This is a genomic window from Pseudomonas sp. 13B_3.2_Bac1 (genome assembly GCF_025466205.1).
In the GTDB taxonomy this organism is placed as follows: domain Bacteria; phylum Pseudomonadota; class Gammaproteobacteria; order Pseudomonadales; family Pseudomonadaceae; genus Aquipseudomonas; species Aquipseudomonas fluorescens_H.
Window position 1 is genome coordinate 21,419 of record NZ_JANLOG010000007.1, and the last position, 23,458, is coordinate 44,876.

A 23,458-nucleotide genomic window follows, 5' to 3' on the forward strand; every position below is an offset into this window, starting at 1 on the left:
TAGATAGGTGGCTAAGTTGTAACATAATGACACTCATTCCCAAATGGGGATGGTTGACATTTATCTGAACATTCGCTGAACGGCATGTTTTTTCGCCCCGCACAGAACCTCTGTAGGAGCTGCCGAAGGCTGCGATCTTTTGACTTTGGATTTTGACTTTAAAAAACAAGATCAAAAGATCGCAGCCTTCGGCAGCTCCTACAGGGTTTTCGGTGAATCGGATGACTGCGTTAAGATGCCCCTCACTCGAAAACAACAAGGTCTGCCTCGCTCCATGTCGGAAAAAGACACCATCGCCGTTCAACTGGTGCGTGAAGCGCTGCTGCAAAGTTGTGCCCCGGGCGTGGCCACGGATGAAGTCTTGAACAAGGTCGGGATTGCTCCGGCCCTGCTGCACAGCGAACAGGGCCGGGTGCCGGCCTCGCAATATGCGAAACTCTGGCGCTTGCTGGCCCGGCGCGGTGATGACGAGTTCTTCGGCATGGATCCGCGCAAGCTCAAGTCCGGCAGTCTTGAGTTCCTTTGCCGCAGCGCCATGGCGCAACCGACGCTGGCCGCCGGGCTCAACAGCGGGCTGAACTTCCTCTCGCTGATGCTGGAAAAAATCCCGGCGCAACTGCTGCATCAGCAAAGTCTGGCGGAAATCGTCCTGCTCGAAGACGACCCCGAACCCCGCCGGGCCTTCACCTATTTCACTTACTGGATGATCGTCCACGGCGTGGCGTGCTGGCTGGCGGGGCGGCGGATTCCGATTCTGGCGATCGAGTTGCGCTGCGCCGAGCCGGACTTCTGCGACGACTACCGGGTGATGTTCTCGGAAAACCTGCGCTTCGACCGTCCGCGCACGCGGATGATCTTTGCTGCTGACTGTCTCGATCTGCCGATCAAGCGTACGGCCGAAGAGCTGAAACGCTTTCTGGCCCATGCGCCGGCAAACATTCTGGTGAAGTACCGCGATCCTGAGAGTCTTGCCAGCCGGATCAAGCAGGATCTGCGGCAATTGCCCGCCGAACAGTGGCCGGAGACCGAGGCGCTGGCGCAACAACTGTGCATGTCCGCCTCGACCCTGCGCCGGCGATTGTCCGAGGAGGGGCAGACCTATCAGGGGCTCAAGGACAGCGTGCGCAAGGAACTGGCAATCACCTGGCTGGCCGAGCCGTCGATCAGCTTCGTCGAAATCGCGACGCGGCTGGGGTTTGCCGATGCGAGTTCGTTCTACAAGGCGTTTCGCAAGTGGTCCGGGTCGAACCCGGGGCATTACCGCACTCTGATCCTCAACGAAGCCGTCTGATCCGGATTGTCAGTCGCCTGATCGGGCCTCTTCGGGAGCAAGCCCCCTCCCACATTCGAAATGCATTCTTCCTGTGATTGCAGCCTTCCTGGTTTTCGCAGGTGGAGCATTCTTTGAAATGCAATCTTCTGTGATTGCAGCTTTCACAGTGATCCCCCTTTGCAATGCAATTCCCTTGTGGGAGGGGGCTTGCTCCCGAAGGCGCCAGTCCAGGCGGCACATCTCTGGAATCTTGGCCAAACCAATCAGCCAGATTGACAGCTTTGACCATTGCCGCCTCCGCGCCGCAGCGCGACTATCCCTGTGTTGTTTACGGTTCCCAGCCTAATAAAAACACAGAGGGATTCTGGCAATGCGCGATTACTTGTCTGCCACCGAACAGTTCAACTATCAGCACACCGTGGACGCTGCGCTCAGCGGCACGCTGGGGGCGCTCAACGCCTGCGTCGAATGTTGCGACCGCCACGCCTTGCCGGGGCGCATTGCGTTGTTCTGGGAGGGCCGCGACGGCGCGAGTGCCACGTACACCTTCAGCGAGCTGCAAGACAAAGCCGCACGTTTCGCCAATTTCCTTCTCGCCCAAGGCGTGCAGAAGAGCGACAAGGTCGCCGGCCTGCTGCCACGCAACATCGAATTGCTCATCACCGTGTTCGCCACCTGGCGCATCGGCGCGGTGTATCAGCCACTGTTCACCGCGTTCGGCCCCAAGGCCATCGAGCATCGCCTGAACAGTTCCGGCGCCAAAGTGGTGGTCACCGATGCGGTCAACCGGCCGAAACTCGCTGAGGTCAACGATTGCCCGACCATCGTCACCGTCGGCGGCACCAAAGGTCAGGGCATCATCCGTGGCGATTTCAGTTTCTGGGCCGAGCTGGCCAACTATTCCAATGTTTGCGAGCCAGTGCTGCTGAGCGGCGAAGACCCGTTTCTGCTGATGTTCACCTCGGGCACCACCGGCCCGTCGAAAGCACTGTCGGTGCCGCTCAAGGCCATCGTCGCGTTCCAGAGCTACACCCGCGACGCGGTGGATCTGCGTCCGGAAGATTCGTTCTGGAACGTCGCCGATCCGGGCTGGGCCTACGGCATCTATTTCGGCGTCACCGGCCCTATGTCGATGGGGCACCCGATCACCTTTTACGATGGCCCGTTCACCCTCGAAAGCACCTGCCGGGTGATCAACAAATACGGCATCACCAATCTCACCGGCTCGCCGACCGCGTACCGCTTGCTGATTGCCGGTGGCAACGAGTTCGCCAAGTCGATCAAGGGCAAGCTGCGCATCGTCAGCAGCGCTGGCGAGCCGCTCAACCCGGAAGTGATTCGCTGGTTCGCCGACAACCTCGGTGTGGTGATTCACGACCATTACGGCCAGACCGAACTGGGCATGGTCCTGTGCAACCACCACGGTCTGGAGCACCCGATCCACCTTGGCGCCGCCGGTTTCGCCTCGCCGGGCCATCGCATCGTGGTGCTCGACGAAAATTACAACGAACTCGGCGTCGGCCAGCCGGGCATCCTCGCCATCGACCGCACCCAGTCGCCGATGTGTTGGTTCGGCGGTTACCAAGGTGTGACCACCAAAGCCTTCGTCGGCGATTACTACCTCAGCGGCGACACCGTGGAGTGGAACCCGGACGGCAGCATCAGCTTCGTCGGGCGCAGTGATGACGTGATCACCACCTCGGGCTACCGCGTCGGCCCGTTCGACGTCGAAAGCGCGCTGATCGAGCACCCGGCGGTGGTCGAAGCCGCCGTGGTCGGCAAGCCTGACCCGGAGCGCACCGAACTGGTCAAAGCCTTCGTCGTGCTCAACCCGCAATACCGCGCCGAACCGGCGCTGGCCGAGGAGTTGCGGCAACATGTGCGCAAACGGCTGGCCGCGCATTCGTACCCGCGTGAAATCGAATTTGTCAGCGAATTGCCGAAAACCCCAAGCGGCAAATTGCAGCGCTTCATCTTGCGCAACCAGGAAATCGCCAAGGCTCAAGAGGCCGCGGCGCACAACGTTTCAGCTTGAATCAGGAAGTCAGTCATGCAGATCGAGAACAAGGTTTTTATCGTCACCGGCGGCGCCTCCGGCCTCGGTGCAGCCACCGCTGAGTTGCTGGTCAACGCCGGCGCCAAAGTGATGCTGGTGGACATGAACGCCGAAGCCGTTGCCGCGCAGGCCCAGCGCCTCGGCGCGCAAAGCGTCGTCGCCGACATCAGCAATGAAGCCGCCGCCGAAGCCGCCGTACAGGTCACGCTCAAAGCCTTTGGCAGCCTTAACGGTCTGGTCAACTGCGCCGGCATCGTGCGGGGCGAGAAGATTCTCGGCAAGAACGGCCCGCATGCTCTGGCCAGTTTTGCCCAAGTGATCAACGTCAACCTGATCGGCAGCTTCAACATGCTGCGTCTGGCCGCAGCGGCGATCGCCGAGAGCGAGGCGAATGCCGACGGCGAGCGCGGGGTGATCATCAACACCGCCTCGGTCGCAGCGTTCGACGGCCAGATCGGCCAGGCCGCGTACTCCGCCTCCAAAGGCGCGATCGCCAGCCTGACCCTGCCGGCCGCCCGCGAACTGGCGCGCTTCGGCATCCGCGTGATGACCATCGCTCCAGGCATTTTCGAAACCCCGATGATGGCCGGCATGACCCCGGAAGTGCGCGAGTCGCTGGCCGCCGGCGTACCGTTCCCGCCGCGTCTTGGGAAACCTGCCGAGTATGCCGCGCTGGTTCGGCATATCATCGAAAACAGCATGCTCAACGGTGAGGTGATCCGTCTCGACGGCGCCTTGCGCATGGCCGCCAAGTAAGGAGGATTTGTCATGAGCCTTTCCAACGATCCAATTGTCATCGTCAGCGCCGTCCGCACCCCGATGGGCGGTTTTCAGGGCGAACTGAAAAGCCTCACCGCGCCGCAACTGGGCGCCGCCGCGATCAAGGCTGCGGTTGAACGCGCAGGCGTTGCCAGCGATGCGGTCGACGAAGTGCTGTTCGGTTGCGTATTGCCCGCCGGCCTCGGTCAGGCGCCGGCGCGGCAGGCGGCTCTGGGTGCCGGGCTGGATAAATCCACCCGTTGCACCACGGTCAACAAGATGTGCGGCTCGGGCATGGAAACCACCATTCTCGCCCACGACATGCTGCTGGCCGGCAGTGCCGACGTGGTGATCGCCGGCGGCATGGAAAGCATGTCCAACTCGCCATATCTGCTGGATCGTGCCCGCGCCGGTTACCGCATGGGCCATGGCCGGGTGCTCGACTCGATGTTCCTCGACGGCCTCGAAGACGCCTACGACAAGGGCCGTCTGATGGGCACCTTCGCCGAAGACTGCGCCGAAACCAACGACTTCAGCCGCGAAGCACAGGATGCCTTTGCCATCGCTTCGACCACCCGCGCCCAGCAGGCGATCAAGGACGGCAGCTTCAAGGCCGAGATCGTCCCGCTGACCGTGACCGTCGGCAAGGAACAGCTGTTGATCAGCAACGACGAGCAGCCGCCGAAAGCCAAACTGGACAAGGTCGCCTCACTGAAACCGGCGTTCCGCGAAGGCGGCACGGTGACGGCGGCGAACTCCAGTTCGATCTCCGACGGTGCGGCGGCGCTGGTGCTGATGCGCCAGTCGCAGGCACAGAAACTCGGTCTGAAACCACTGGCGGTGATCCACGGCCACGCGGCGTTTGCCGACACGCCGGGCCTGTTCCCGGTGGCACCGATTGGCGCGATCAAGAAGCTGGTGAAGAAGACCGGTTGGGCGTTGAACGAGGTCGATCTGTTCGAGATCAACGAAGCGTTCGCCGTGGTGGCGATGGCGGCGATGACCCATCTGGAAATCCCCCACGACAAGCTCAACGTGCATGGCGGCGCCTGCGCACTGGGCCATCCGATCGGTGCCTCGGGCGCGCGGATTCTGGTGACCTTGCTCTCGGCCCTGCGCCAGAAGGGCCTGAAACGCGGGATCGCAGCGATTTGCATCGGCGGCGGTGAAGCCACGGCGATGGCCGTGGAATGCGTCTACTGAAGCCAACATCTGACTGTCCTTGTGGGAGGGGGCTTGCTCCCGAAAGCGGTGTGTCATTCAGAAGTTATTTGACTGACCCGGCCTCTTCGGGAGCAAGCCCCCTCCCACAATGAACGGGTGGTGTTACCAGAATTAAGGATTCACCATGATTCCCAACGAAGACCAATCCCAGATCCGCGACATGGCTCGGCAGTTCGCCGAGGAACGACTGAAACCGTTCGCCGCCGAGTGGGATCGCGAGCATCGTTTCCCCAAGGCAGCCATTGGCGAGATGGCCGAGCTGGGCTTCTTCGGCATGCTGGTGTCGGAGCAGTGGGGCGGTTGTGATACCGGCTACCTGGCCTACGCCATGGCCCTGGAAGAAATCGCCGCCGGCGACGGCGCCTGCTCGACCATCATGAGCGTGCACAACTCGGTCGGCTGCGTGCCGATCCTCAAGTTCGGCAACGACGACCAGCGCGAACGCTTCCTCAAACCGCTGGCCAGCGGCGCGATGCTCGGTGCGTTCGCATTGACCGAGCCGCAGGCCGGCTCCGACGCCAGCAGCCTGAAAACCCGCGCGCGCCTCGAAGGCGATCACTACGTGCTCAACGGCTGCAAACAGTTCATCACTTCTGGGCAGAATGCGGGGATCGTGATCGTGTTTGCGGTGACTGACCCGAGTGCCGGCAAACGCGGCATCACGGCGTTCATCGTGCCGACCGATTCTGCGGGCTACAAAGTCGCCCGGGTCGAAGACAAGCTCGGCCAGCATGCTTCGGACACCTGCCAGATTCTGTTTGAAGACGTGAAAGTGCCGGTCGCCAACCGCTTGGGTGAGGAGGGTGAAGGCTACAAGATTGCCTTGGCCAACCTCGAAGGCGGACGCGTCGGCATCGCTTCGCAAGCGGTGGGCATGGCCCGTGCCGCGTTCGAAGCGGCCCGCGATTACGCCCGTGAGCGCGACACTTTCGGCAAACCGATCATCGAGCACCAGGCCGTGGCCTTCCGTCTCGCCGACATGGCCACGCAGATCGCCGTTGCCCGGCAAATGGTGCATTACGCCGCCGCCCTGCGTGACAGCGGTCAGCCGGCGCTGGTCGAGGCTTCAATGGCCAAACTGTTCGCCTCGGAAATGGCCGAGAAGGTCTGCTCGATGGCGTTGCAGACGCTGGGCGGTTACGGTTACCTCAACGACTTCCCGCTGGAACGCATCTACCGCGACGTGCGCGTCTGCCAGATTTACGAAGGCACCAGCGACATTCAGCGCATGGTTATTTCGCGCAATCTCTGACAAGGAATCTTGCCCATGACTTACGAAACGATTCTGCTGGAAAACCACGGCCGCGTCGGCCTGATCACGCTGAACCGACCACAGGCGCTGAACGCCCTGAACGCGCAGCTGGTCAGCGAAGTGAACCACGCCCTCGACGGCCTGGAAGCGGATGCGAACATCGGATGCATCGTCATCACCGGTTCGAAGAAAGCTTTCGCCGCCGGCGCCGACATCAAGGAAATGGCCGAACTGACCTATCCGCAGATCTACATGGACGACCTGTTCAGCGATAGCGACCGCGTGGCCAATCGACGCAAGCCGATCATCGCTGCGGTCAACGGCTTCGCCCTCGGTGGCGGCTGCGAACTGGCGCTGATGTGCGACTTCATCCTCGCCGGCGACAACGCCAAATTCGGCCAACCGGAAATCAACCTAGGCGTGCTCCCGGGCATGGGCGGCACCCAGCGCCTGACCCGCGCCGTGGGCAAGGCCAAGGCTATGGAAATGTGCCTCAGCGGGCGGATGATCGATGCGGTGGAAGCCGAGCGCTGCGGCATCGTCGCGCGGATCGTGCCGAGCGATGAGTTGCTCGACGAGGCGCTGAAAGTCGCCGCGGTGATCGCCAGCAAATCGCTGCCGATTGCGATGATGGTCAAGGAAAGCGTCAACCGCGCCTTTGAGGTCAACCTGACTGAAGGCGTACGCTTCGAGCGTCGGGTGTTCCATGCGGCGTTTGCCACCCAGGATCAGAAGGAAGGGATGGCGGCGTTTGTCGCGAAACGTGCGCCGGAGTTTACAGGTAAGTAATGCATCGTCTTGGCTGACGTCTTCGCGAGCAAGCTCGCTCCCACATGGGATTTGTGTACGACGCAGATCCAATGTGGGAGCGGGCTTGCTCGCGAAGCTTTTGGCGTTACAACTGATAGTTCTTCAGTTCCCGAGCAATCACCATCCGCTGAATCTCGCTCGAGCCTTCATAGATCTGGGTAATCCGCGCATCGCGGTAGTACTTCTCGACCGGATAGTCCTCCAGATACCCATACCCGCCATGAATCTGAATCGCCGAGGAGCAGACCTTCTCGGCCATCTCCGACGCGAACAGTTTGGCCTGTGACGCCTCCGACAGGCACGGCTTGCCCGCTGTGCGCAGACGCGCCGCGTGCAGGATCATCAGTCGCGCCGCGTTGATTTGCATGTGCATGTCGGCCAGCAGGTTGGCGATGCTCTGGTGCTCATTGATCGGCTTGCCGAACTGGATTCGGTCGCGGGAGTAAACCAGCGCCGCTTCAAACGCCGCCCGGGCGATGCCCAGGGCTTGCGCAGCGATGCCGATGCGGCCGCCTTCAAGGTTGGACAAGGCAATCGCCAGCCCCTTGCCGCGTTCGCCGAGCAGATTGGCCTCGGGAATGCTGCAGTTGTTCAGGGTCACCGCGCAGGTGTCGGAAGCGCGGATGCCCATCTTGTGTTCGGTGCGATCGACGATGAAGCCCGCAGTATCGGTGGGCACCAGGAATGCGGAAATGCCTTTCTTGCCCAGATCCGGGTCGGTCACCGCAAACACGATCGCCAGTTTCGCCCGTTTGCCATTGCTGACGAATTGCTTGGCGCCGTTGATCACCCACTGGCCGTCACGCAGTTCGGCACGGGTGCGCAGGTTGTGCGCCTCGGAACCGGCCTGCGGTTCGGTGAGGCAGAAGCAGCCAATCGTCTGGCCACTGGCGAGATCCGCCAGCCAGGTCTGTTTCTGCGCTTCGCTGCCGTAGTTGAGCACCGGGCCGCAGCCCACTGAGTTGTGAATGCTCATGAAGGCACCGGTGGCTCCGTCGCCGGCAGAAATCTCTTCCACCGCCAGCGCATAGGCCACGTAATCGACGTAGGTGCCGCCCCATTCCTCGGGCACCACCATGCCGAGCAAACCGAGTTCGCCCATTTTCGCCACCAGCGCGTCGTCGATCCAGCCGGCCTTTTCCCAGGCTTGCGCATGGGGCGCGATTTCGCCGCGGGCGAAGTCCCGGGCCATGTCGCGGATCATCACTTGCTCTTCAGTCAGTTCGAGATCGTGCATGGCTCAGCTCCCGCTCTCAGTAAAACCGTGGAAGAAACTCGCGACATGCCCGGCGTCCAGCGCAGCGAGGGTCGGCGGGTTCCAGCGTGGTGTCTTGTCTTTGTCGATCAGCAGGGCGCGCACGCCCTCGATCAGGTCGCCGCGTTCGAACCACTGGCGATCCAGATGCAGTTCGAGGGCAAAACAGTGTTCCAGGCTCAGGTGCCGGCCGCGACGGAGCATCTCTAGGGTCACGGCCATCGCCAGTGGCGAGCGGCTGTCCAGCAGGTCAGCGGTGGTGGTCGCCCACTCATGGCTGTCGGCGACGGTGACTGCGCGCAGTTGCTCGACAATGCTCGGCACGTCCGGCAGGGCGAAGAAATGGTCGATGGCCGGGCGCAGTTTCTCCAGCGGTGCATCGGCCAGGGTTTGCACGCCATTTTTCGCGAGCAGGCTCTGCAGATCCTTGAGCGGCGTATCGCGCCATTCCAGATGATCGAGTTGTTCGTCGAGGCTCGCCAGTTTGCTGCTGTCGACAAACCAGTCGGCCAGCCCGCAGTACAACGCATCGGCCGCACGAATCTGCACACCGCTGACGCCCAGATAGATCCCCAGTTCACCGGGAATCCGCGAGAGGAAATAACTGCCGCCGACATCGGGGAAATAACCGATCGCCACTTCCGGCATCGCCAGACGACTCTTTTCGGTGACCACCCGCAGATCCGCACCTTGCACCAGGCCCATGCCGCCGCCCAGGACGAAACCGTCCATCAAGGCCAGCACCGGTTTGCGGTAATGATGAATGGTCAGGTCGAGGGCGTATTCCTCGACGAAGAAATCTTCGTGCAGCGTGTCGCCGCTTTTGAAGCTGTCGTACAGCGAACGGATATCGCCACCGGCACAGAAAGCCTTGTCACCGGCACCGCGCAGCACAACCGCGCGCACGCTGGGGTCAGTGGCCCAGGCATCGAGTTGCTGCTGCAACTGACGGACCATGTCGAGGGTGATGGCGTTGAGACCGGCGGGGCGGTTGAGGGTCAGGTGACCGATGTGATTGCGAACCTCGGCCAGCACTTCGTTTTGTGTGGCATCCATGGACGGCGTCCGCGGGGATGAAGCCTGAGCAGTCATCACTAACTCCCTGCTTTTATTGTCTTTATTCGAGAAGCTCGCGCGCGAGCGTTGACGGATCGTAACAGTGCAAATTTGCCGTGTACAACGGGGATATGTGCAGGGGGAGTTTGCGTTTTTGCCTTAGGGGAGAATCGACATCTGCTGGTGTAGGAGCTGCCGAAGGCTGCGATCTTTTGATCTTGAAAGATCGCAGCCTCGTTGCACTCGACAGCTCCTACAGGGAGTGTGGGGTATCAGGAGAAGACTTCGCCGATGCTGCGGCGTTTGGCGTGCATTTCACTGGCGTGGATCAGTTGTTCGAGGTCTTCGGGGGTGACGTCGATAAAGGCTTCCATGTCGGCCAGTGCCCGTTTCAAATCTTCGGCGGTAATTGACTGGCTGTCGACGGGAGCCAGCAGCGGCGCAGGCTCGGCCGGGCGTTTCGGGTAACGGATGCGCGTCAGGTTGTTGTAGGCCAGCGCGCTGAGCAGCATGCACGCAGCGGCGAGCATCACCGGTTCCATGGCTTTCCAGTCCATGGCGATGGTGGCGGGATCGGCCAGCACCAGCGTCAGCGCGAGCGCACCGGCGGGTGGGTGCAGGCAACGCAGCCAGCACATCAGAATCAACGCGATGCCCGCCGCCAGACAGGCGCTGCCCAAGGTGCGACCGAGGACGTGGGCGACCAGCAACGCGACAACGCTGGCGCACAGGTAGCCGCCGATGATCGACCACGGTTGAGCGAGGGCGCCCGAAGAGACGGCAAACAGCAACACCGCTGAGGCGCCCAACGGCCCGATCAGGTGATACGCCACCTCAATGCCGAATACCTGACTGCATGCCCAGACGCTGAACAAGGTGCCCAGCGCCATGCCGATCGCGGCGCGGCTCCATTCGGTGGGGCGAGTATTGATGGCGGCGGGCAACCAGCGAGCGAGCATGTACATCGGGTCCTTGCGGTAAATTCGGGGCAAAAAAAAGGACTTGTCCGTTTCGGAAAGTCCTCGAATAGTTCCAACTATTGGGGGAGGAACGCGCACAGTGTGCCGTGCAAAGTCGATACTGACAAATTCATATAAATGATGCTTCAGTGCATTATTTTTGAATTGTCGCCACACGGCGTCCACTGACAAAACACAGATACCCGCCCAGCGCAGCCAGGGCGCTCAAGGCGTAGAACATGCTCGGTGCCGGCGTGTGCATCAACAGGAACCCGCACATCACCGGACTCACCGCGCCGCCTAACGCCGCGAGGTTCTGTGCGCCGTAATAACTGCCGCGCAATTCTTCCGGGGCCAGGGTGTCGACGAAGAGGAAATCCGCCGGGTAAATGATCATCTCGCCGAGGGTGAAGATAAACATCGCCACGCACCAGCCGACCAGACTGTCGGCCAGGCTGAAGCCGATCAGACCGACGATGAACAACGCGGTGCCGCCGGCAATCCAGTAGCGCAGATGCTCACGTTTGAGGAATCGCCCGATCTGGTACTGCAGCAGGATCACCGTGATCGCGTTGCAGGCGAGCAGGGCGGCCATGGTGTCGAGTGTCTGTTCCTGCGTGTGGGTCACCAGCAGGTACTGCGACAGGTACAGGGTGAAGCGCCCGTGAACCAGGGTGCTGAGCAGGCAACCAAAGGTGAACAGGATCATCGTGCGGTCGTTTTTCAGGATGATCAGGGTGTTCAGGAAACTCTGCGGTTGGCTGACCTGCGACAGCGGACTGGCCTCGCGAGACACACCCATAAGCAGGAAAACGCTGCCGGCAGCAATCAGCCCCGCGACAATAAACGGCGCTGAAGGCTGAACGCCGGCAATCACCACGCCGATCATCGGGCCGACGGCGTAGCCGATGTTGGTCAGCGTGTAGTTCAACGAAAACGCCTTGACCCGCTGGCCGACCGGCAAGTTTTCACTGAGCATCGCTTTGGAGCAGATCAGGAACAACGCCGACGCCGTTTCACTGATGATCAGCACCAGCGTGACCAGGTACAGATTCTGCGCGAAGGTCAGTAGCATCAGGCCGACACCGCTGGAAAGCATGGTCAGGATCAACAGCTGACGCTTGTCGAGGCGATCGATGATGTAGCCGCCGTACAGCGACAACAGCGTGGCACTGAACACGGCGATGCCCAACAGCAGACCGACGTCCTGCGGGTTAAGGCCCAGTTTGTTGCTGAGAAACAAGGTCAGCAGCGGACTGATCAGGGCACGGCTGATGACGATACTCAGCGAGGTGATCATCAGTCGGCGGATCAGGCGGGAGTAGGTGGCCACGAAGAGATCAATGTCCTTATTTCAGAATGCGCGGGTGAGCCTTGCCATCCTCACCGGGTCCCGCTCAGCGGTCAACCTGACACAGCGTAAATCCCCTTGTGGGAGCGGCGGTGTTATCAATAGAGGGGCAGGTGCATGGCGCAGCGTCGCTCGGCGGCAAAGCCATGCTCGATTTCTTTCTGCAGAGCATCGAGCAAATGCGCTTCGTGCTCACCGGGTGCGACTTCCACAAACCCCATCCGCTGATAAAACGGCGCATTCCACGGCACGTCGCGAAACGTGGTCAGGGTCACCGCGCGCATTTGCTCGCAGCGGGCATGTTCAATCGCGGCCAGCAGCAGTTGACGACCCACGCCTTGTCCCTGAAACGCGAGGCTGACCGACAGTTCTTCAATGTGCAGCAAGTTGTCGAAATCCAGCGCGCGGATAAAACCTGCGAGTTGCGCCGAGGTGGTTTCGGCGACCCAGACGTGGGCATTGTCGATGGCTTGGCGGTGTTGCGCGGCGCTTGCCACGTCGGTATCGGCAAGCCAGGCGAGGGTTGGATCGGTGCGAAACAGCTCGGCGGCCGAGCGTTCGATGGCGGGGAGGGCGGCGGCATCATTCTGCCGCGCCCGGCGTACAACAAAACTCATGGTCAAGAAATCCCTGTAGGCGCTGTCGCTGGCTGCGATCCAAAATCAGAAGATCGCAGCCTTCGACAAGGTCTACAAGGGCTTCAGGTACAGCAGCACGTAATCGTTCTTGTCGAAACTGCCCGTGACCACCGGTTGCAAGCCGGCCAGCGGGGTGCCCTGTAGCGATTGCAGGTCCTTGCTGTCCATCATCAGCCAGGCCGGGCCCTTGAGGGCTTCGAGTTGCTGGACTGTTTCGGTGAATTGCGGTTGCAGATCCTGCTCGACGTTGACCATGAACTTGATCGCCTTGGCGTCTTTGCCCATGCCGTGCAGCACCAGCGGTGCCGGGTTCTGCTGCACCTGCGCGAACGCGGCGCGACTGAACGCCTGCGTGTCGTACAGACGTCGCTCTACCGGTTCGAACACCGCGGCATACACCGTCCACAACGCCAATACCGAACACAGCGCCAGCACTTCGGCACGCCAGCGCGGGATCATCAGACGCGACAACGCGAGCAATTGCAGAACGCCGAGCACGATCAGCACCAGGGTGATGCCGTCGAGCTGCTCGGGAAAGCGGCGTTTGGCAACCAGCAGGGCCACCATCAACAGCCCTGGCGTCGCCAGCCAGATGCCTTGAATTACCCCACGCAATACGCGGAACACCCGACCGTGCAGCACCTGGAACGGGTACGCCGCGATGATCGCCGCCATCGGCAACATCGGCAGCAGGTAACGCGCCTTCTTCGCCTGTGGAATCGACAGACCGACCATGACGATCAGCCCGGCGGCCGCGCAGTATTGCACCAGACGCAAGGCCGGCCCGCGCTGATGCGGCTTGCTCAGCCAGGTCGCGGCCAACGCCAGTATCGCCAGCGGATACGCCAGTGCGTAATTGCCTATCGAGCTGGTGAAGTAATACAGCGAACCGCTGACGCCTTCGCTGCCGTCCAGGCGCCCCATGAACTGCATACGAATCACGTCTTGCAGGAACGCCTCGCCACCGCTGAGTTTAGCCAGCCACAACAGCAGGCCGACGCATGCAGCGAGCAGGATCGACGCCAGCACACCGAACACCAACAGCCGTTTCCACTCGCGGTTGAGCAAGTAGTAACTGCAGAGCATGCCGGTCGGCACCACCAGGCCGATGGGCCCGCGAATGCCGAAGCCCAGCAACAACAGGATAAAGATCAGCGGCCAGCGACGGCGCGAGCCGAAATGGTCGTGCGCGTAGCCCAGGTAAAACACCGACAGCGCCACGGCGGCGAGCATCAGGTCTTGCGACACGGCGCGCACTTCGGTGACGAAGGTGCTGGTGAGCATCAACAGCGCAATGCTGATCAAGGCCCAACGCTGCGAATGCACCGCCAGCAAGCGATACATCAACGTCACGATCACGCCGCCGGCAATGGCGCTTGGCAGCCATGCCGTCAGGGTATTGATCGCGCCGAAGGGCAACGACAACAGCCAGATGAACAGCGTCGAGAGCGCTGAATAGTCGGCGTAAGGTTGACCGTAAGTGGTCGGGAATACGGTCGGCCCGTGTCTCAGCATTTCCTGGGCAAACAGTACGAACCGTGAATCGAAGCCAATGGGAGCCTGTCCGTAAACCCCGGCTATGAACAGCAACAGCGCCAGCAGCCCTGCGATCAGGGACTGCCGGCGGATGACAGGCGACAACGTGATCAAGCGACGTCCGCTTTGTTAGGCCACTGTTGCAGCGGGATCGGCAGTTTGCGCGAATCACCACGGCCGATCGGGAAGTACTTGAAGCCGTTGCGTGCCAGACGCTCGGCGTCGTACAGGTTGCGGCCGTCGAAGATCACCGGGGCTTTCAGGCGTTGCTCGATCAGGTCGAAATCCGGCGCCTTGAACTGCTGCCACTCGGTGCAGATGATCAGCGCATCGGAACCCGACAGCACCGATTCCGGGGTGCCCATCAGCATCAGTTTTTCTTCGTTCGGATACAGATGCTGGGTTTCCTGCATCGCTTCCGGGTCGAACGCGCGAACGCTGGCGCCAGCGGCGAACAGCGAGTCGAGCAGCACGCGACTCGGCGCATCGCGCATGTCGTCGGTGTTCGGCTTGAACGCCAGGCCCCACAGGGCGAAGGTCTTGCCGCGCAGGTCACCCTTGTAGAACGCGTTGATGCGTTCGAACAGCTTGTGCTTCTGCCGCTCGTTGATCGCTTCGACCGCTTGCAGCAGGTCGCTGGAGCAATGTGCCTGTTCAGCACTGTGGATCAACGCGCGCATGTCTTTCGGGAAGCACGAACCGCCGTAACCGCAGCCCGGGTAGATGAAGTGGTAACCGATGCGCGTGTCGGCACCGATGCCCTGACGGACCGACTCGATGTCGGCGCCCAGGTGTTCGGCCAGTTCGGCGATCTGGTTGATGAAGCTGATCTTGGTCGCCAGCATGCAGTTGGCGGCGTATTTGGTCAGCTCGGCGCTGCGCAGGTCCATGAACATGATGCGGTCGTGGTTGCGGTTGAACGGCGAGTACAGGTCGCGCATCACGTCGCGCACTTCGTCACCTTCGCAACCGATGACGATGCGGTCCGGACGACGACAGTCGGACACCGCCGAACCTTCCTTGAGGAATTCCGGGTTGGACACGATATCGAACTGCAGCTCACGACCGGCCTTGTCCAGCGCCGCCTGAATATGCGTGCGCAGGGTGTCGCCGGTGCCGACCGGTACGGTGGATTTCTCCACCAGGATCAGCGGCTGCTCACGATGGCGCGCCACGGCGTCACCCACCGACAGCACGTATTTCAGATCGGCCGAACCGTCTTCACTGGACGGTGTGCCCACGGCGATGAACGCGACGCGACCGTGTTGTACGGCGAGTTTTTCATCGGACGTGAAATGCAGACGGCTGGAGTCCAGACCTTCGCGTACCAGGCTCGACAGGCCCGGTTCAAAGATACTGACGTGACCCTGGCGCAGCAGTTCGACTTTCTTCTGATCGATGTCCATGCACACGACGTCGTGACCGACTTCGGCCAACACGGCGGCCTGCACCAGGCCAACATAACCGCTACCAAATACTGTGATTTTCATGGAGCACTCCTGAATTCGGGCGCACGAGACGGACGAGTGTTAATAGTGATGACCCCGAGCATGACCAGTGCCACGCCCAGCGATTTAGTGAAACTGAACGATTCGTTGAACAGCGGCAGACTGGCCGCCAGCAGGTACACCAGCGCGTAGCTGATGCTCAATAGTGAATAAGCCCGGCCCAGCGGCAGATCGCGCAATGCCGCGAGCCAGCAGAGCATCGACAGGGCGTAGGCGAAAATTGCCACCAGCACCACCGCCAGTGCCGACAGATCGACACTGCCGGCGCTCAGCGCCGTCAGCCATTGTTCCGGTTGCGGCAGGCGCGTCATGCTCCAGCGCATGCCCAGTTGGGCACTGCTGACCAACCCCACGCTGGCGAGGGCGAAACCGATACCACGTGCCTTGTTCATGACTGTTGCCCCAGCAAAACCACGCCGCCGATCACCAGCGCCACGCCCAGCCAATGCTGGCGGTCGATGGGCTCGCGAAAGACGAAGCGGGCAATCAGGGTGATCAGCACGAAGTTGAGGCTGAGCATCGGGTAAGCGATGCCCACTTCAAGACGTTGCAACACCAGCAGCCACACCAGCAGCCCGCTGCCGAGAGAAACCAGCGCCAGCCACAACCATGGCGAACGCAGTTTGTCGGCCCAGGACGAATCAACGCCGCGCCAGCTCTCCACGGCGAATTTCTGCGCGACTTGCCCCAGGCACGTCAGCAGACACGCCGTCAGTAACAGCAACCAGCTCATGACGGATCCTTGGGCAGCACCATGATCACCAGATTGCCCGATTCGTAACGGGTACCGTCCTTGGGCAACAGGTCCAGCTCTTCGAGCTCGTCCTGGCCCTTGACGCGCATCAACACACCGACCGATCCGCTGCGGCGCGCTTCGCGTACCCATTGTTGAACGTTGTCCTTGGTGAGTCGGCGCTCGGCGCCTTCCGGGTAGGAAAGACCGTACTTGAGTTCGCCGACCGTGTTGTACAGCGCGACCTCCGGTTGTTTCATGCGCCAGGCCAGTGCCGCCGCCGCGCCCAGATCGTTGCTCAGCAGATGCGTAGCGCCGGACAGTTCAGTGACGTGATGACGGACGAACTGATCCGGGGTCTTGTTGGCCACCACCGACTTGGGCAACGCCGCCGGCAGGATCCCGGCCAGCAACAGACTGCCCAGCGCCGGCGCCGCCCAGCATTGCAGCGGCAGGAACGCTTGCGCGAGGTTGGCGATGATCCAGCCGATCAGGGCGATGAACACCAGCACCATGCTGTGCAGTTCATGGTCGTACACCGGTTTGTTCAGTTGCAGATAAACCAGTGCGATCAGCGTGACCACACCCAGCAGCAGGTTCAGCAGACCGTTGATCCCCAGCGCCCGACCTTGTTCCAGACGCAGGCGATCAGCCAGCGCATTGCCCAGCACCAGTGCCAATGGCAACAGGCACGGCAGGATGTAGGTCGGCAGCTTGCCGTTGCTCAGGCTGAAAAAGCCCAGCGGCAGCCACAGCCACAGCAGCAGGAAGACCATTTTCGGCTGGGCACGGGTTTGCCAGGCTTGCTTGAACGCGGTCGGCAACAGACCGACCCACGGCAAGCTGAACGCCACCAGCAGCGGCAGGTAAAACCACCACGGTGCATCGTGCTGCGCATCGTCACCGGCAAAGCGGCGAATGTGTTCGTGCCAGAAGAAGAACCGCCAGTAATCCGGCTCCTGCGCGTGCACCGCCAGTGCCCACGGCAAGCTGACGATGATCGCGATGGCAATCGCCACCGGGCCGAACACCAGCAGCTCGCGCCAGCGTTTCTGCCATAGCATCCACGGCAACGCGATCAATACCGGCAACAACCAGGCGAGAAAGCCCTTGGTCATGAAGCCCATGCCGCAGGCCAGCCCCAACACCGCCCAGGCGCCCAGACGTTGCCCGGTGCTCCGGCCGTCGAGCGCAAACCACAGCGCCACCAGGCTCAGGTTGACCCAGAAGGTGAATTGCGGATCAAGGTTGGCGTATCCGGCCTGGCCGGCGACGACCGTGAAGCTCATGTAGAGCAGGGCGCAGACGAAGCTCTTGCGCGGATCGTTCCATAGCCTGCGCGCGACCAGGTAGGCCAGCAGCACACTCAAAACGGTGCTGAGGGCCGACGCGAAGCGCACGCCGAAAAGGTTCTGCCCGAACAATTCCTGGCCGATGGCAATCATCCAGTAGCCGGCAATCGGTTTCTCGAAATAACGCAGCCCCATGAAATGCGGCGATACCCAGTTGCCACTGAGCAGCATGTCCTGGCTGATCTGTGCGTAGCGGGTTTCGTCGGGGATCCACAAGCCATGGGTGTGCAACGGCAACAGATAGGCCAGCAGACAGAGGCCGATCAACAGCGGCAGTGCCCAGCGTCTGGTCATGCGCCTTGCACTCCCAGCCAGCCTTCACGGCCTTCGAGCGCACCGCGTTGTACGCGGCCCACGGGCAACGTGTTGAAAAACTCGGGCAACAAGTCACCCAAGGGTTTGAAGTCAATGTTGCGCTGGCGTGCATCGGCCAGCAATTGACGAAAATCCTGAGCCATCAGAATCCCTTCTACTTCGGCATGAATGGTGTAGACGTTGAGTGCTTGCGCCTGGAACCGGTCGAGGATGAAGGCGTTGAAGTCCTTCGCCGCCACGTGCGGGCCGACGACTTCGTCGAAGGTCGGCAGGTCCACCGGAATCTGCGGAGTCCCCGGCGTGCCGTCCGCCAGCAGCGGACGGAACAGGCTCTGCCCGCGGCAATCGCTGTTGTAGCGAAAGCCGAAGGCCTGTTTGGCCTCGATCACGCGCTCGTCCGCACGCCAACCGGCGGCGGCCGAACACTGGATCTTTTCTCCGAGGATGTCGCTCAACGTGTCGACGCCCTGACGAATCTGTTCGATCAGTTGGGCATCGCTCCAACGCCCGGCGTTGGCCTGCCAGCCATGGTGATCCCAGGCGTGCAGGCCGACTTCGTGACCGGCGTCCCGGGCCTGACGCATCAGGTGCCCGAGATCACGGCCAATCGGTTTTCCGGGCCAGGCAGTGCCGGCCAGCAAAATGTCCCAGCCGTAGAGGCCGGCAGCGTTGGAGCGCAGCATTTTCCAGAGGAACTGCGGGCGGATCAGGCGCCACAGATGTCGACCCATGTTGTCTGGGCCGACACTGAAGAAAAACGTTGCCTTGACCTGCGCCTCGTCGAGCATCTCCAGCAGCCGCGGCACACCTTCACGGGTGCCACGGTAGGTGTCGACATCGATACGAAGACCTGCCTGCATTACTTCTTGTCCGCGATTTCGAGCATGGCTTCACGCAGGAAGAAGTCCAGGGTGTTGCCGATGGTTTCGCGCATTTCCACGGTCGGCTCCCAGTTCAGCAGGCGCTTGGCGTTGGCGATGCTTGGCTTGCGGTGTTCCACGTCCTGGTAACCGGCACCGTAGAACGCCTTGCTTTCCACGTCGCGGAAACCGGCGAACGGAGGGAAGTTGTGACGCAGCGGGTGCGCTTCGAACTGACGCAGCAGCTCTTCGCCCAACTGACGGATGCTGGCTTCGTTGTCCGGGTTGCCGATGTTGATGATCTGGCCGTTGCAGACATCGTTGTCGTTGTCGATGATCCGCGCCAGCGCCTCGACGCCGTCAGCGATGTCGGTGAAGCAACGCTTCTGCTCGCCACCGTCGAACAGACGGATCGGCGTGCCTTCCACCAGGTTCAGAATCAGTTGGGTGATGGCGCGGGAGCTGCCGATACGCGCCGAATCCAGACGGTCCAGACGCGGGCCCATCCAGTTGAACGGACGGAACAGGGTGAAGTTCAGGCCTTTGGCGCCGTAAGCCCAGATCACGCGGTCCAGCAGTTGCTTGGAGACCGAGTAGATCCAGCGCTGCTTGTTGATCGGGCCGACGATCAGGTTCGAGCTGTCTTCGTCGAAGTTCTTGTCCTGGCACATGCCATAGACTTCCGAAGTCGACGGGAAGATCACGCGCTTGTTGTACTTGACGCAGTAGCGAACCAGCTTGAGGTTTTCTTCGAAGTCCAACTCGAATACGCGCAGTGGGTTGCGGGTGTATTCGATCGGGGTGGCGATGGCCACCAGCGGCAGGACCACGTCGCACTTCTTGATGTGGTACTCGATCCACTCGGAGTGAATGCTGATGTCGCCTTCGACGAAGTGGAAGTTCGGGTGGCTGCGCAGACGCTCGATGGCGTCGGAGCCGATGTCCAGACCGTAGACTTCGTAGCGGTCGTCACGCAGCAGGCGCTCGGACAGGTGGTTACCGATGAAACCGTTGACGCCCAGGATCAGTACGCGAGTACGACGTGGCGCACGACCGGATTCGGCGCCGCGCAGCAACGAGCCATCCACCAGACCCAGTTCGTTGGCCAGTTGCGGGCCGCTGAGGTACAGACCGTTGTCGTTGCGCTGGCCGGCGTTGATCACCAGCGAGTCTTGACCGCAGGCAATGCGCAGCGGATCGACGCTGATCACGCGACCTGGCGCCTGGCCTTCGTTGCCCTTGACGACTTCGGCGCTCCAGACGATCAGTTTGTGCTCGCCCACGGCGCAGAAGGCGCCCGGGTAAGGACGGGTGACGGCGCGCACCAGGTTGAACAGTTCTTCGGCCGGTTTGGCCCAGACCAGTTTGCCGTCCGCTGGGGTGCGACGACCGAACACGGTGGCTTTGGATTCGTCTTGCGGGGTTTCAGTGATCTTGCCTTGCAGCATGTTCGGCAGGGTGTCGCGCAGCAGGTCGCTGGCGGCTGTGCGCAATTTGGCGTGCAGGGTCAGACCGGTGTCGCTGCGCTCGATGGCCACGCGTTGCTGGGCAACGATCGCGCCAGCATCAGCGCGCTTGACCATACGGTGCAGGGTGACGCCGGTTTCGGTTTCGCCGTTGACCAGCACCCAGTTTGCCGGAGCGCGACCGCGATAACGTGGCAGCAGCGAACCGTGCAGGTTGAACGCGCCTTTTTTCGCCAGTGCCAGCAGTGGCTCGCTCAGCAGGTTGCGGTAGTAGAAGGAGAAAATGTACTCCGGGTCCAGCTTGGCGATGCGCTCGATCCACAGTGGGTGGTTGGCGTCTTCCGGCGCGTGTACCGGAATACCTTTGTTCGCGCACAGTTGTGCAACCGACGCATAGAACGCGTTTTCTTTCGGATCATCGGCGTGAGTGAACACTGCTGCAATGTCAAAGCCGCTGTTGAGCAGGGCTTCAATGCCGGCGCAGCCAATATCGTGGTAGGCGAAGACAACAGTTTTTGCACTCATGAGAGAACCTGATCGGAAGTGGAAGAAGTAGCGGTAGAAGAAAGACCATCGACGGTGACGGCAGGGGCCGGATCGGCCGGCTGGCTGCGCAACACCTTTTCGATGAAGAAACGCGGACGGGCGCGCACATCGCTGTACATGCGGCCCAGGTATTCACCCAGCAGCCCCATGCCGATGAACTGGCCACCGGTGAACACGAACAGTACGGCGAACAGAACGAAGGTACCGCCGCCCGCCCAGCCGGCACCGAACGCCAGACGCAGAATGATCAGTGCGACGGCGAACAGCCCACCCAGACCGGCCATGGCGAAGCCGACGATGCTGAGCAAACGCAGCGGGGTGGTGGTCATGCAGGTGACCAGATCGAACATCAGGTTGATCAGGCGCATCGGGCTGTATTTCGAGTCGCCGTGTTCACGCTCTGCGTGGGCCACGACGATTTCGGTGGTATGACGGGCGAAGCTGTTGGCCAGGATCGGGATGAACGTGCTGCGCTCACGGCAGGCGAGCATCGCGTCGATGATGTTGCGGCGGTAGGCGCGCAGCATGCAGCCGTAGTCGCTCATGGCAACGCCGGTGGAGCGCTGCACGGCAAGGTTGATCAGCTTCGACGGATACCGGCGCAGCGCCGAGTCCTGACGATTGCCGCGCACGGTCCCGACCACGTCGTAACCTTTTTCGGCTTCGGCCACCAGCCGTGGGATTTCTTCAGGCGGGTTCTGCAGGTCGGCATCGATGGTGATGACCACGTCGCCCTTGCACTGTTCGAAACCGGCCATGATCGCGGCGTGCTGACCATAGTTGCGGTTGAGAATGACCGCCACGAACGGGCTGTTTTCACGCCCGGCGGCTTCTTCGAGCATGTTCGCCGATTCGTCGCGGCTGCCGTCGTCGACCAGCACGATTTCGAAGTCGTGATGCAACTGGCGGCAGGCCGCCTCGGTACGACGCAGCAGCTCGGGCAGGCTTTCCTGCTCGTTGTAGACCGGGATGACGATCGACACACTGCGGATTGGATAAGGTTTCACAGGCGTTTTTCCATGATTTGTGCGATGGCACCGACAACACGGTCAAGGTCTTGATCGGTCATGTCGGGGAACAGCGGAATCGAGCACAGCCGCGCCGAGTTCCATTCGGTGTTGGGCAGGTAGAGGTCGGGGTCACGCTGGCGATACCAGGTGTGCAGGTGGGTGGCAATGAAATGGATACCGGTACCGATGCCCTGATCCTGCAAAGCCTTCATGAAAGCTTCGCGATCCATGCCGCAACGCTCGCTGTCGATGCGCAGGATGAACAGGTGCCAGGCGTGTTGCTGGGCGTAGTCGGGCAGGGCCAGCGGTTGCACTGGCAAGCCTTCGAACTTCTGCAGATAGCTCGTGGCCAGTTCGGTGCGACGGGCGTTGATTTCCTCCAGACGCTGCAGTTGCACCAGGGCAATCGCGGCGTTGACGTCGGCCAGGTTGTACTTGAAACCGGGCTCCATCACTTGCGCCTGCGGCTTGCGGCCACCGGTCAGACGGTCATAGGCGTCGACGCCCAGGCCGTGGAATTTGAGCATGCGCACACGGCTGGCGAGGGCTTCGTCATCGGTGACGAACATCGCGCCTTCGGCACAGGTCATGTTCTTGATCGCATGGAACGAGAAGATCGCCGTGCCTTGCGAGCCGACGTGACGCCCCTTGTAGCGGGTGCCGGCAGCGTGGGCGGCGTCTTCGATGACCGGGATGCCGTGCTTGTCGGCGAGGGCATACAGCGGATCGAGATCGAACGCTGCGCCGGCATAGTGCACCGGAATGATTGCCTTGGTCCGCGGGGTGATGGCCGCTTCGATGCGCGCAGCGTCGGTCATCAACGTGTCGCGGTCGACATCGACGAATACCGGTTTGGCGCCCAGCAGGGAGATCATGTTGGCGGTCGAGACCCAGGTCTGCGACGGGGTGATGACTTCGTCGCCCGGGCCGATGCCCAGGGCGAGCAGCGTGATGTGCATGCCGCCGGTGGCCGAAGACAAGGCTACCGCGTGCTTGCAACCGACATACTGCGCAAACTGCTCTTCGAGTGCCTGGTTTTTCGGCCCCGTCGTGATCCAGCCCGAGCGCAACACCTGCTCTACGGCGGCAATTTCCTCATCGCCAATACTCGGGCGAGAGAAGGGGAGAAACGCCTGACTCATGGGCACCTCATTGCAAAAAAAATAAAGGATGAATTCACGGAATCGTTGGATCCAACCTCAGCGTAGACGCAGAAAAGCACTCCTGCATCAATAACTTGGCAAAAAAAGCATGACGTCGGGATCGATTGACTTTTCACGATTTGCCCGGCAGGTTGGGCAAAGCCACTACCGAACCGATGGGAATTAAGGTTATGCCGGTTTTTGTGAAAGGAACATGAAAAACCGGTTGGCGAATCGTTTATCTGTCACTTATACAGCCGCTGTTCAGGCTTCTACCGTCCATCGCAGTTTTTTGTCGGACAGTGCGGCTCAAGTACGTTCTTTACTTCAAGTACATTGCATTTGTTAGTTGTTGTA

20 protein-coding genes are annotated in these 23,458 nt (G+C 61.3%); 6 read left to right on the forward strand and 14 right to left on the reverse strand.

Annotated features, from left to right (window positions below):
• Positions 1 to 274: 274 nt before the first annotated feature.
• From NTD85_RS00760 to NTD85_RS00785, 6 genes are all read left to right on the forward strand, one after another.
• The gene (locus NTD85_RS00760; RefSeq protein WP_103520937.1) at positions 275 to 1,291 is read left to right on the forward strand and encodes an AraC family transcriptional regulator; all 1,017 of its coding nucleotides are present in this window, start codon (positions 275 to 277) and stop codon (positions 1,289 to 1,291) included.
• 352 nt (positions 1,292 to 1,643) lie between these two features.
• A complete protein-coding gene (locus NTD85_RS00765) occupies positions 1,644 to 3,308 on the forward strand; it encodes an AMP-binding protein (RefSeq protein WP_262141185.1) in 1,665 nt (554 codons plus the stop codon).
• A gap of 15 nt (positions 3,309 to 3,323) precedes the next feature.
• A complete protein-coding gene (locus tag NTD85_RS00770) occupies positions 3,324 to 4,085 on the forward strand; it encodes an SDR family NAD(P)-dependent oxidoreductase (RefSeq protein ID WP_262141186.1) in 762 nt (253 codons plus the stop codon).
• A 12-nt stretch (positions 4,086 to 4,097) separates the two neighbouring features.
• Positions 4,098 to 5,291, forward strand: coding sequence for an acetyl-CoA C-acyltransferase (locus NTD85_RS00775; RefSeq protein WP_262141187.1), 1,194 nt, complete (start codon positions 4,098 to 4,100; stop codon positions 5,289 to 5,291).
• A 145-nt stretch (positions 5,292 to 5,436) separates the two neighbouring features.
• On the forward strand, positions 5,437 to 6,564 hold the full coding sequence (locus tag NTD85_RS00780) for an acyl-CoA dehydrogenase (protein WP_262141188.1): 1,128 nt from the start codon (positions 5,437 to 5,439) through the stop codon (positions 6,562 to 6,564).
• Positions 6,565 to 6,579: 15 nt separating this feature from the next.
• On the forward strand, positions 6,580 to 7,353 hold the full coding sequence (locus tag NTD85_RS00785) for an enoyl-CoA hydratase (RefSeq protein WP_123586292.1): 774 nt from the start codon (positions 6,580 to 6,582) through the stop codon (positions 7,351 to 7,353).
• A gap of 106 nt (positions 7,354 to 7,459) precedes the next feature.
• Here the strand turns inward: NTD85_RS00785 and NTD85_RS00790 are convergent, their stop codons facing one another.
• The 14 genes from NTD85_RS00790 to arnB form a co-directional block, all read right to left on the reverse strand.
• On the reverse strand, positions 7,460 to 8,611 hold the full coding sequence (locus NTD85_RS00790) for an acyl-CoA dehydrogenase family protein (protein WP_003224706.1): 1,152 nt from the start codon (positions 8,609 to 8,611) through the stop codon (positions 7,460 to 7,462).
• A gap of 3 nt (positions 8,612 to 8,614) precedes the next feature.
• Positions 8,615 to 9,721 carry an enoyl-CoA hydratase/isomerase family protein gene (locus NTD85_RS00795; RefSeq protein WP_201137725.1) on the reverse strand — a complete coding sequence of 369 codons (1,107 nt, stop codon included), beginning with the start codon at positions 9,719 to 9,721 and terminating at the stop codon, positions 8,615 to 8,617.
• A gap of 236 nt (positions 9,722 to 9,957) precedes the next feature.
• Positions 9,958 to 10,644 carry an HPP family protein gene (locus NTD85_RS00800; RefSeq protein ID WP_262141189.1) on the reverse strand — a complete coding sequence of 229 codons (687 nt, stop codon included), beginning with the start codon at positions 10,642 to 10,644 and terminating at the stop codon, positions 9,958 to 9,960.
• Between the two features lie 154 nt (positions 10,645 to 10,798).
• Positions 10,799 to 11,977 carry an MFS transporter gene (locus NTD85_RS00805; protein WP_262141190.1) on the reverse strand — a complete coding sequence of 393 codons (1,179 nt, stop codon included), beginning with the start codon at positions 11,975 to 11,977 and terminating at the stop codon, positions 10,799 to 10,801.
• 116 nt (positions 11,978 to 12,093) lie between these two features.
• Positions 12,094 to 12,612: a GNAT family N-acetyltransferase gene (locus NTD85_RS00810; protein ID WP_262141191.1), complete on the reverse strand. Its 519-nt coding sequence runs from the start codon at positions 12,610 to 12,612 to the stop codon at positions 12,094 to 12,096.
• Between the two features lie 72 nt (positions 12,613 to 12,684).
• Complete coding sequence (locus tag NTD85_RS00815; RefSeq protein WP_262141192.1) at positions 12,685 to 14,283, reverse strand: ArnT family glycosyltransferase; 1,599 nt, start codon at positions 14,281 to 14,283, stop codon at positions 12,685 to 12,687.
• Entirely contained in the window at positions 14,280 to 15,659 is a 1,380-nt protein-coding gene (locus tag NTD85_RS00820) for a UDP-glucose dehydrogenase family protein (protein ID WP_410017529.1), read from the reverse strand. The genes NTD85_RS00815 and NTD85_RS00820 overlap by 4 nt, the downstream gene beginning before the upstream one ends.
• A complete protein-coding gene (gene arnF / locus NTD85_RS00825) occupies positions 15,656 to 16,069 on the reverse strand; it encodes a 4-amino-4-deoxy-L-arabinose-phosphoundecaprenol flippase subunit ArnF (RefSeq protein ID WP_003224724.1) in 414 nt (137 codons plus the stop codon). The genes NTD85_RS00820 and arnF overlap by 4 nt, the downstream gene beginning before the upstream one ends.
• Positions 16,066 to 16,410 (reverse strand): 4-amino-4-deoxy-L-arabinose-phosphoundecaprenol flippase subunit ArnE, encoded by a 345-nt coding sequence (gene arnE, locus NTD85_RS00830; RefSeq protein WP_003224726.1) that lies wholly within the window; start codon positions 16,408 to 16,410, stop codon positions 16,066 to 16,068. Before arnE ends, arnF begins: the two co-directional genes overlap by 4 nt.
• On the reverse strand, positions 16,407 to 18,056 hold the full coding sequence (arnT, locus tag NTD85_RS00835; protein ID WP_262141193.1) for a lipid IV(A) 4-amino-4-deoxy-L-arabinosyltransferase: 1,650 nt from the start codon (positions 18,054 to 18,056) through the stop codon (positions 16,407 to 16,409). Before arnT ends, arnE begins: the two co-directional genes overlap by 4 nt.
• On the reverse strand, positions 18,053 to 18,937 hold the full coding sequence (arnD, locus tag NTD85_RS00840; RefSeq protein WP_003224730.1) for a 4-deoxy-4-formamido-L-arabinose-phosphoundecaprenol deformylase: 885 nt from the start codon (positions 18,935 to 18,937) through the stop codon (positions 18,053 to 18,055). The genes arnT and arnD overlap by 4 nt, the downstream gene beginning before the upstream one ends.
• Entirely contained in the window at positions 18,937 to 20,928 is a 1,992-nt protein-coding gene (gene arnA / locus NTD85_RS00845) for a bifunctional UDP-4-amino-4-deoxy-L-arabinose formyltransferase/UDP-glucuronic acid oxidase ArnA (protein ID WP_003224731.1), read from the reverse strand. Before arnA ends, arnD begins: the two co-directional genes overlap by 1 nt.
• Positions 20,925 to 21,956: an undecaprenyl-phosphate 4-deoxy-4-formamido-L-arabinose transferase gene (arnC, locus tag NTD85_RS00850; RefSeq protein WP_262141194.1), complete on the reverse strand. Its 1,032-nt coding sequence runs from the start codon at positions 21,954 to 21,956 to the stop codon at positions 20,925 to 20,927. The genes arnA and arnC overlap by 4 nt, the downstream gene beginning before the upstream one ends.
• Positions 21,953 to 23,101 carry a UDP-4-amino-4-deoxy-L-arabinose aminotransferase gene (gene arnB, locus NTD85_RS00855; protein WP_262141195.1) on the reverse strand — a complete coding sequence of 383 codons (1,149 nt, stop codon included), beginning with the start codon at positions 23,099 to 23,101 and terminating at the stop codon, positions 21,953 to 21,955. The genes arnC and arnB overlap by 4 nt, the downstream gene beginning before the upstream one ends.
• Between the last annotated feature and the right edge of the window lie 357 nt (positions 23,102 to 23,458).

Excerpts from the sequence above, each read along its gene's own strand:
- NTD85_RS00810 (WP_262141191.1), bottom strand. The coding sequence starts at position 12,612 with ATGAGTTTTGTTGTACGCCGGGCGCGGCAGAATGATGCCGCCGCCCTC.
- NTD85_RS00820 (WP_410017529.1), bottom strand. The coding sequence starts at position 15,659 with ATGAAAATCACAGTATTTGGTAGCGGTTATGTTGGCCTGGTGCAGGCC.
- NTD85_RS00795 (WP_201137725.1), bottom strand. The coding sequence starts at position 9,721 with ATGACTGCTCAGGCTTCATCCCCGCGGACGCCGTCCATGGATGCCACA.
- NTD85_RS00770 (WP_262141186.1), top strand. The coding sequence starts at position 3,324 with ATGCAGATCGAGAACAAGGTTTTTATCGTCACCGGCGGCGCCTCCGGC.
- NTD85_RS00765 (WP_262141185.1), top strand. The coding sequence starts at position 1,644 with ATGCGCGATTACTTGTCTGCCACCGAACAGTTCAACTATCAGCACACC.
- NTD85_RS00760 (WP_103520937.1), top strand. The coding sequence starts at position 275 with ATGTCGGAAAAAGACACCATCGCCGTTCAACTGGTGCGTGAAGCGCTG.
- arnE (WP_003224726.1), bottom strand. The coding sequence starts at position 16,410 with ATGAGCTGGTTGCTGTTACTGACGGCGTGTCTGCTGACGTGCCTGGGG.
- arnB (WP_262141195.1), bottom strand. The coding sequence starts at position 23,101 with ATGAGTCAGGCGTTTCTCCCCTTCTCTCGCCCGAGTATTGGCGATGAG.
- NTD85_RS00800 (WP_262141189.1), bottom strand. The coding sequence starts at position 10,644 with ATGCTCGCTCGCTGGTTGCCCGCCGCCATCAATACTCGCCCCACCGAA.
- NTD85_RS00785 (WP_123586292.1), top strand. The coding sequence starts at position 6,580 with ATGACTTACGAAACGATTCTGCTGGAAAACCACGGCCGCGTCGGCCTG.
- NTD85_RS00780 (WP_262141188.1), top strand. The coding sequence starts at position 5,437 with ATGATTCCCAACGAAGACCAATCCCAGATCCGCGACATGGCTCGGCAG.
- arnT (WP_262141193.1), bottom strand. The coding sequence starts at position 18,056 with ATGACCAGACGCTGGGCACTGCCGCTGTTGATCGGCCTCTGTCTGCTG.
- arnF (WP_003224724.1), bottom strand. The coding sequence starts at position 16,069 with ATGAACAAGGCACGTGGTATCGGTTTCGCCCTCGCCAGCGTGGGGTTG.
- NTD85_RS00775 (WP_262141187.1), top strand. The coding sequence starts at position 4,098 with ATGAGCCTTTCCAACGATCCAATTGTCATCGTCAGCGCCGTCCGCACC.
- arnA (WP_003224731.1), bottom strand. The coding sequence starts at position 20,928 with ATGAGTGCAAAAACTGTTGTCTTCGCCTACCACGATATTGGCTGCGCC.
- NTD85_RS00790 (WP_003224706.1), bottom strand. The coding sequence starts at position 8,611 with ATGCACGATCTCGAACTGACTGAAGAGCAAGTGATGATCCGCGACATG.
- arnD (WP_003224730.1), bottom strand. The coding sequence starts at position 18,937 with ATGCAGGCAGGTCTTCGTATCGATGTCGACACCTACCGTGGCACCCGT.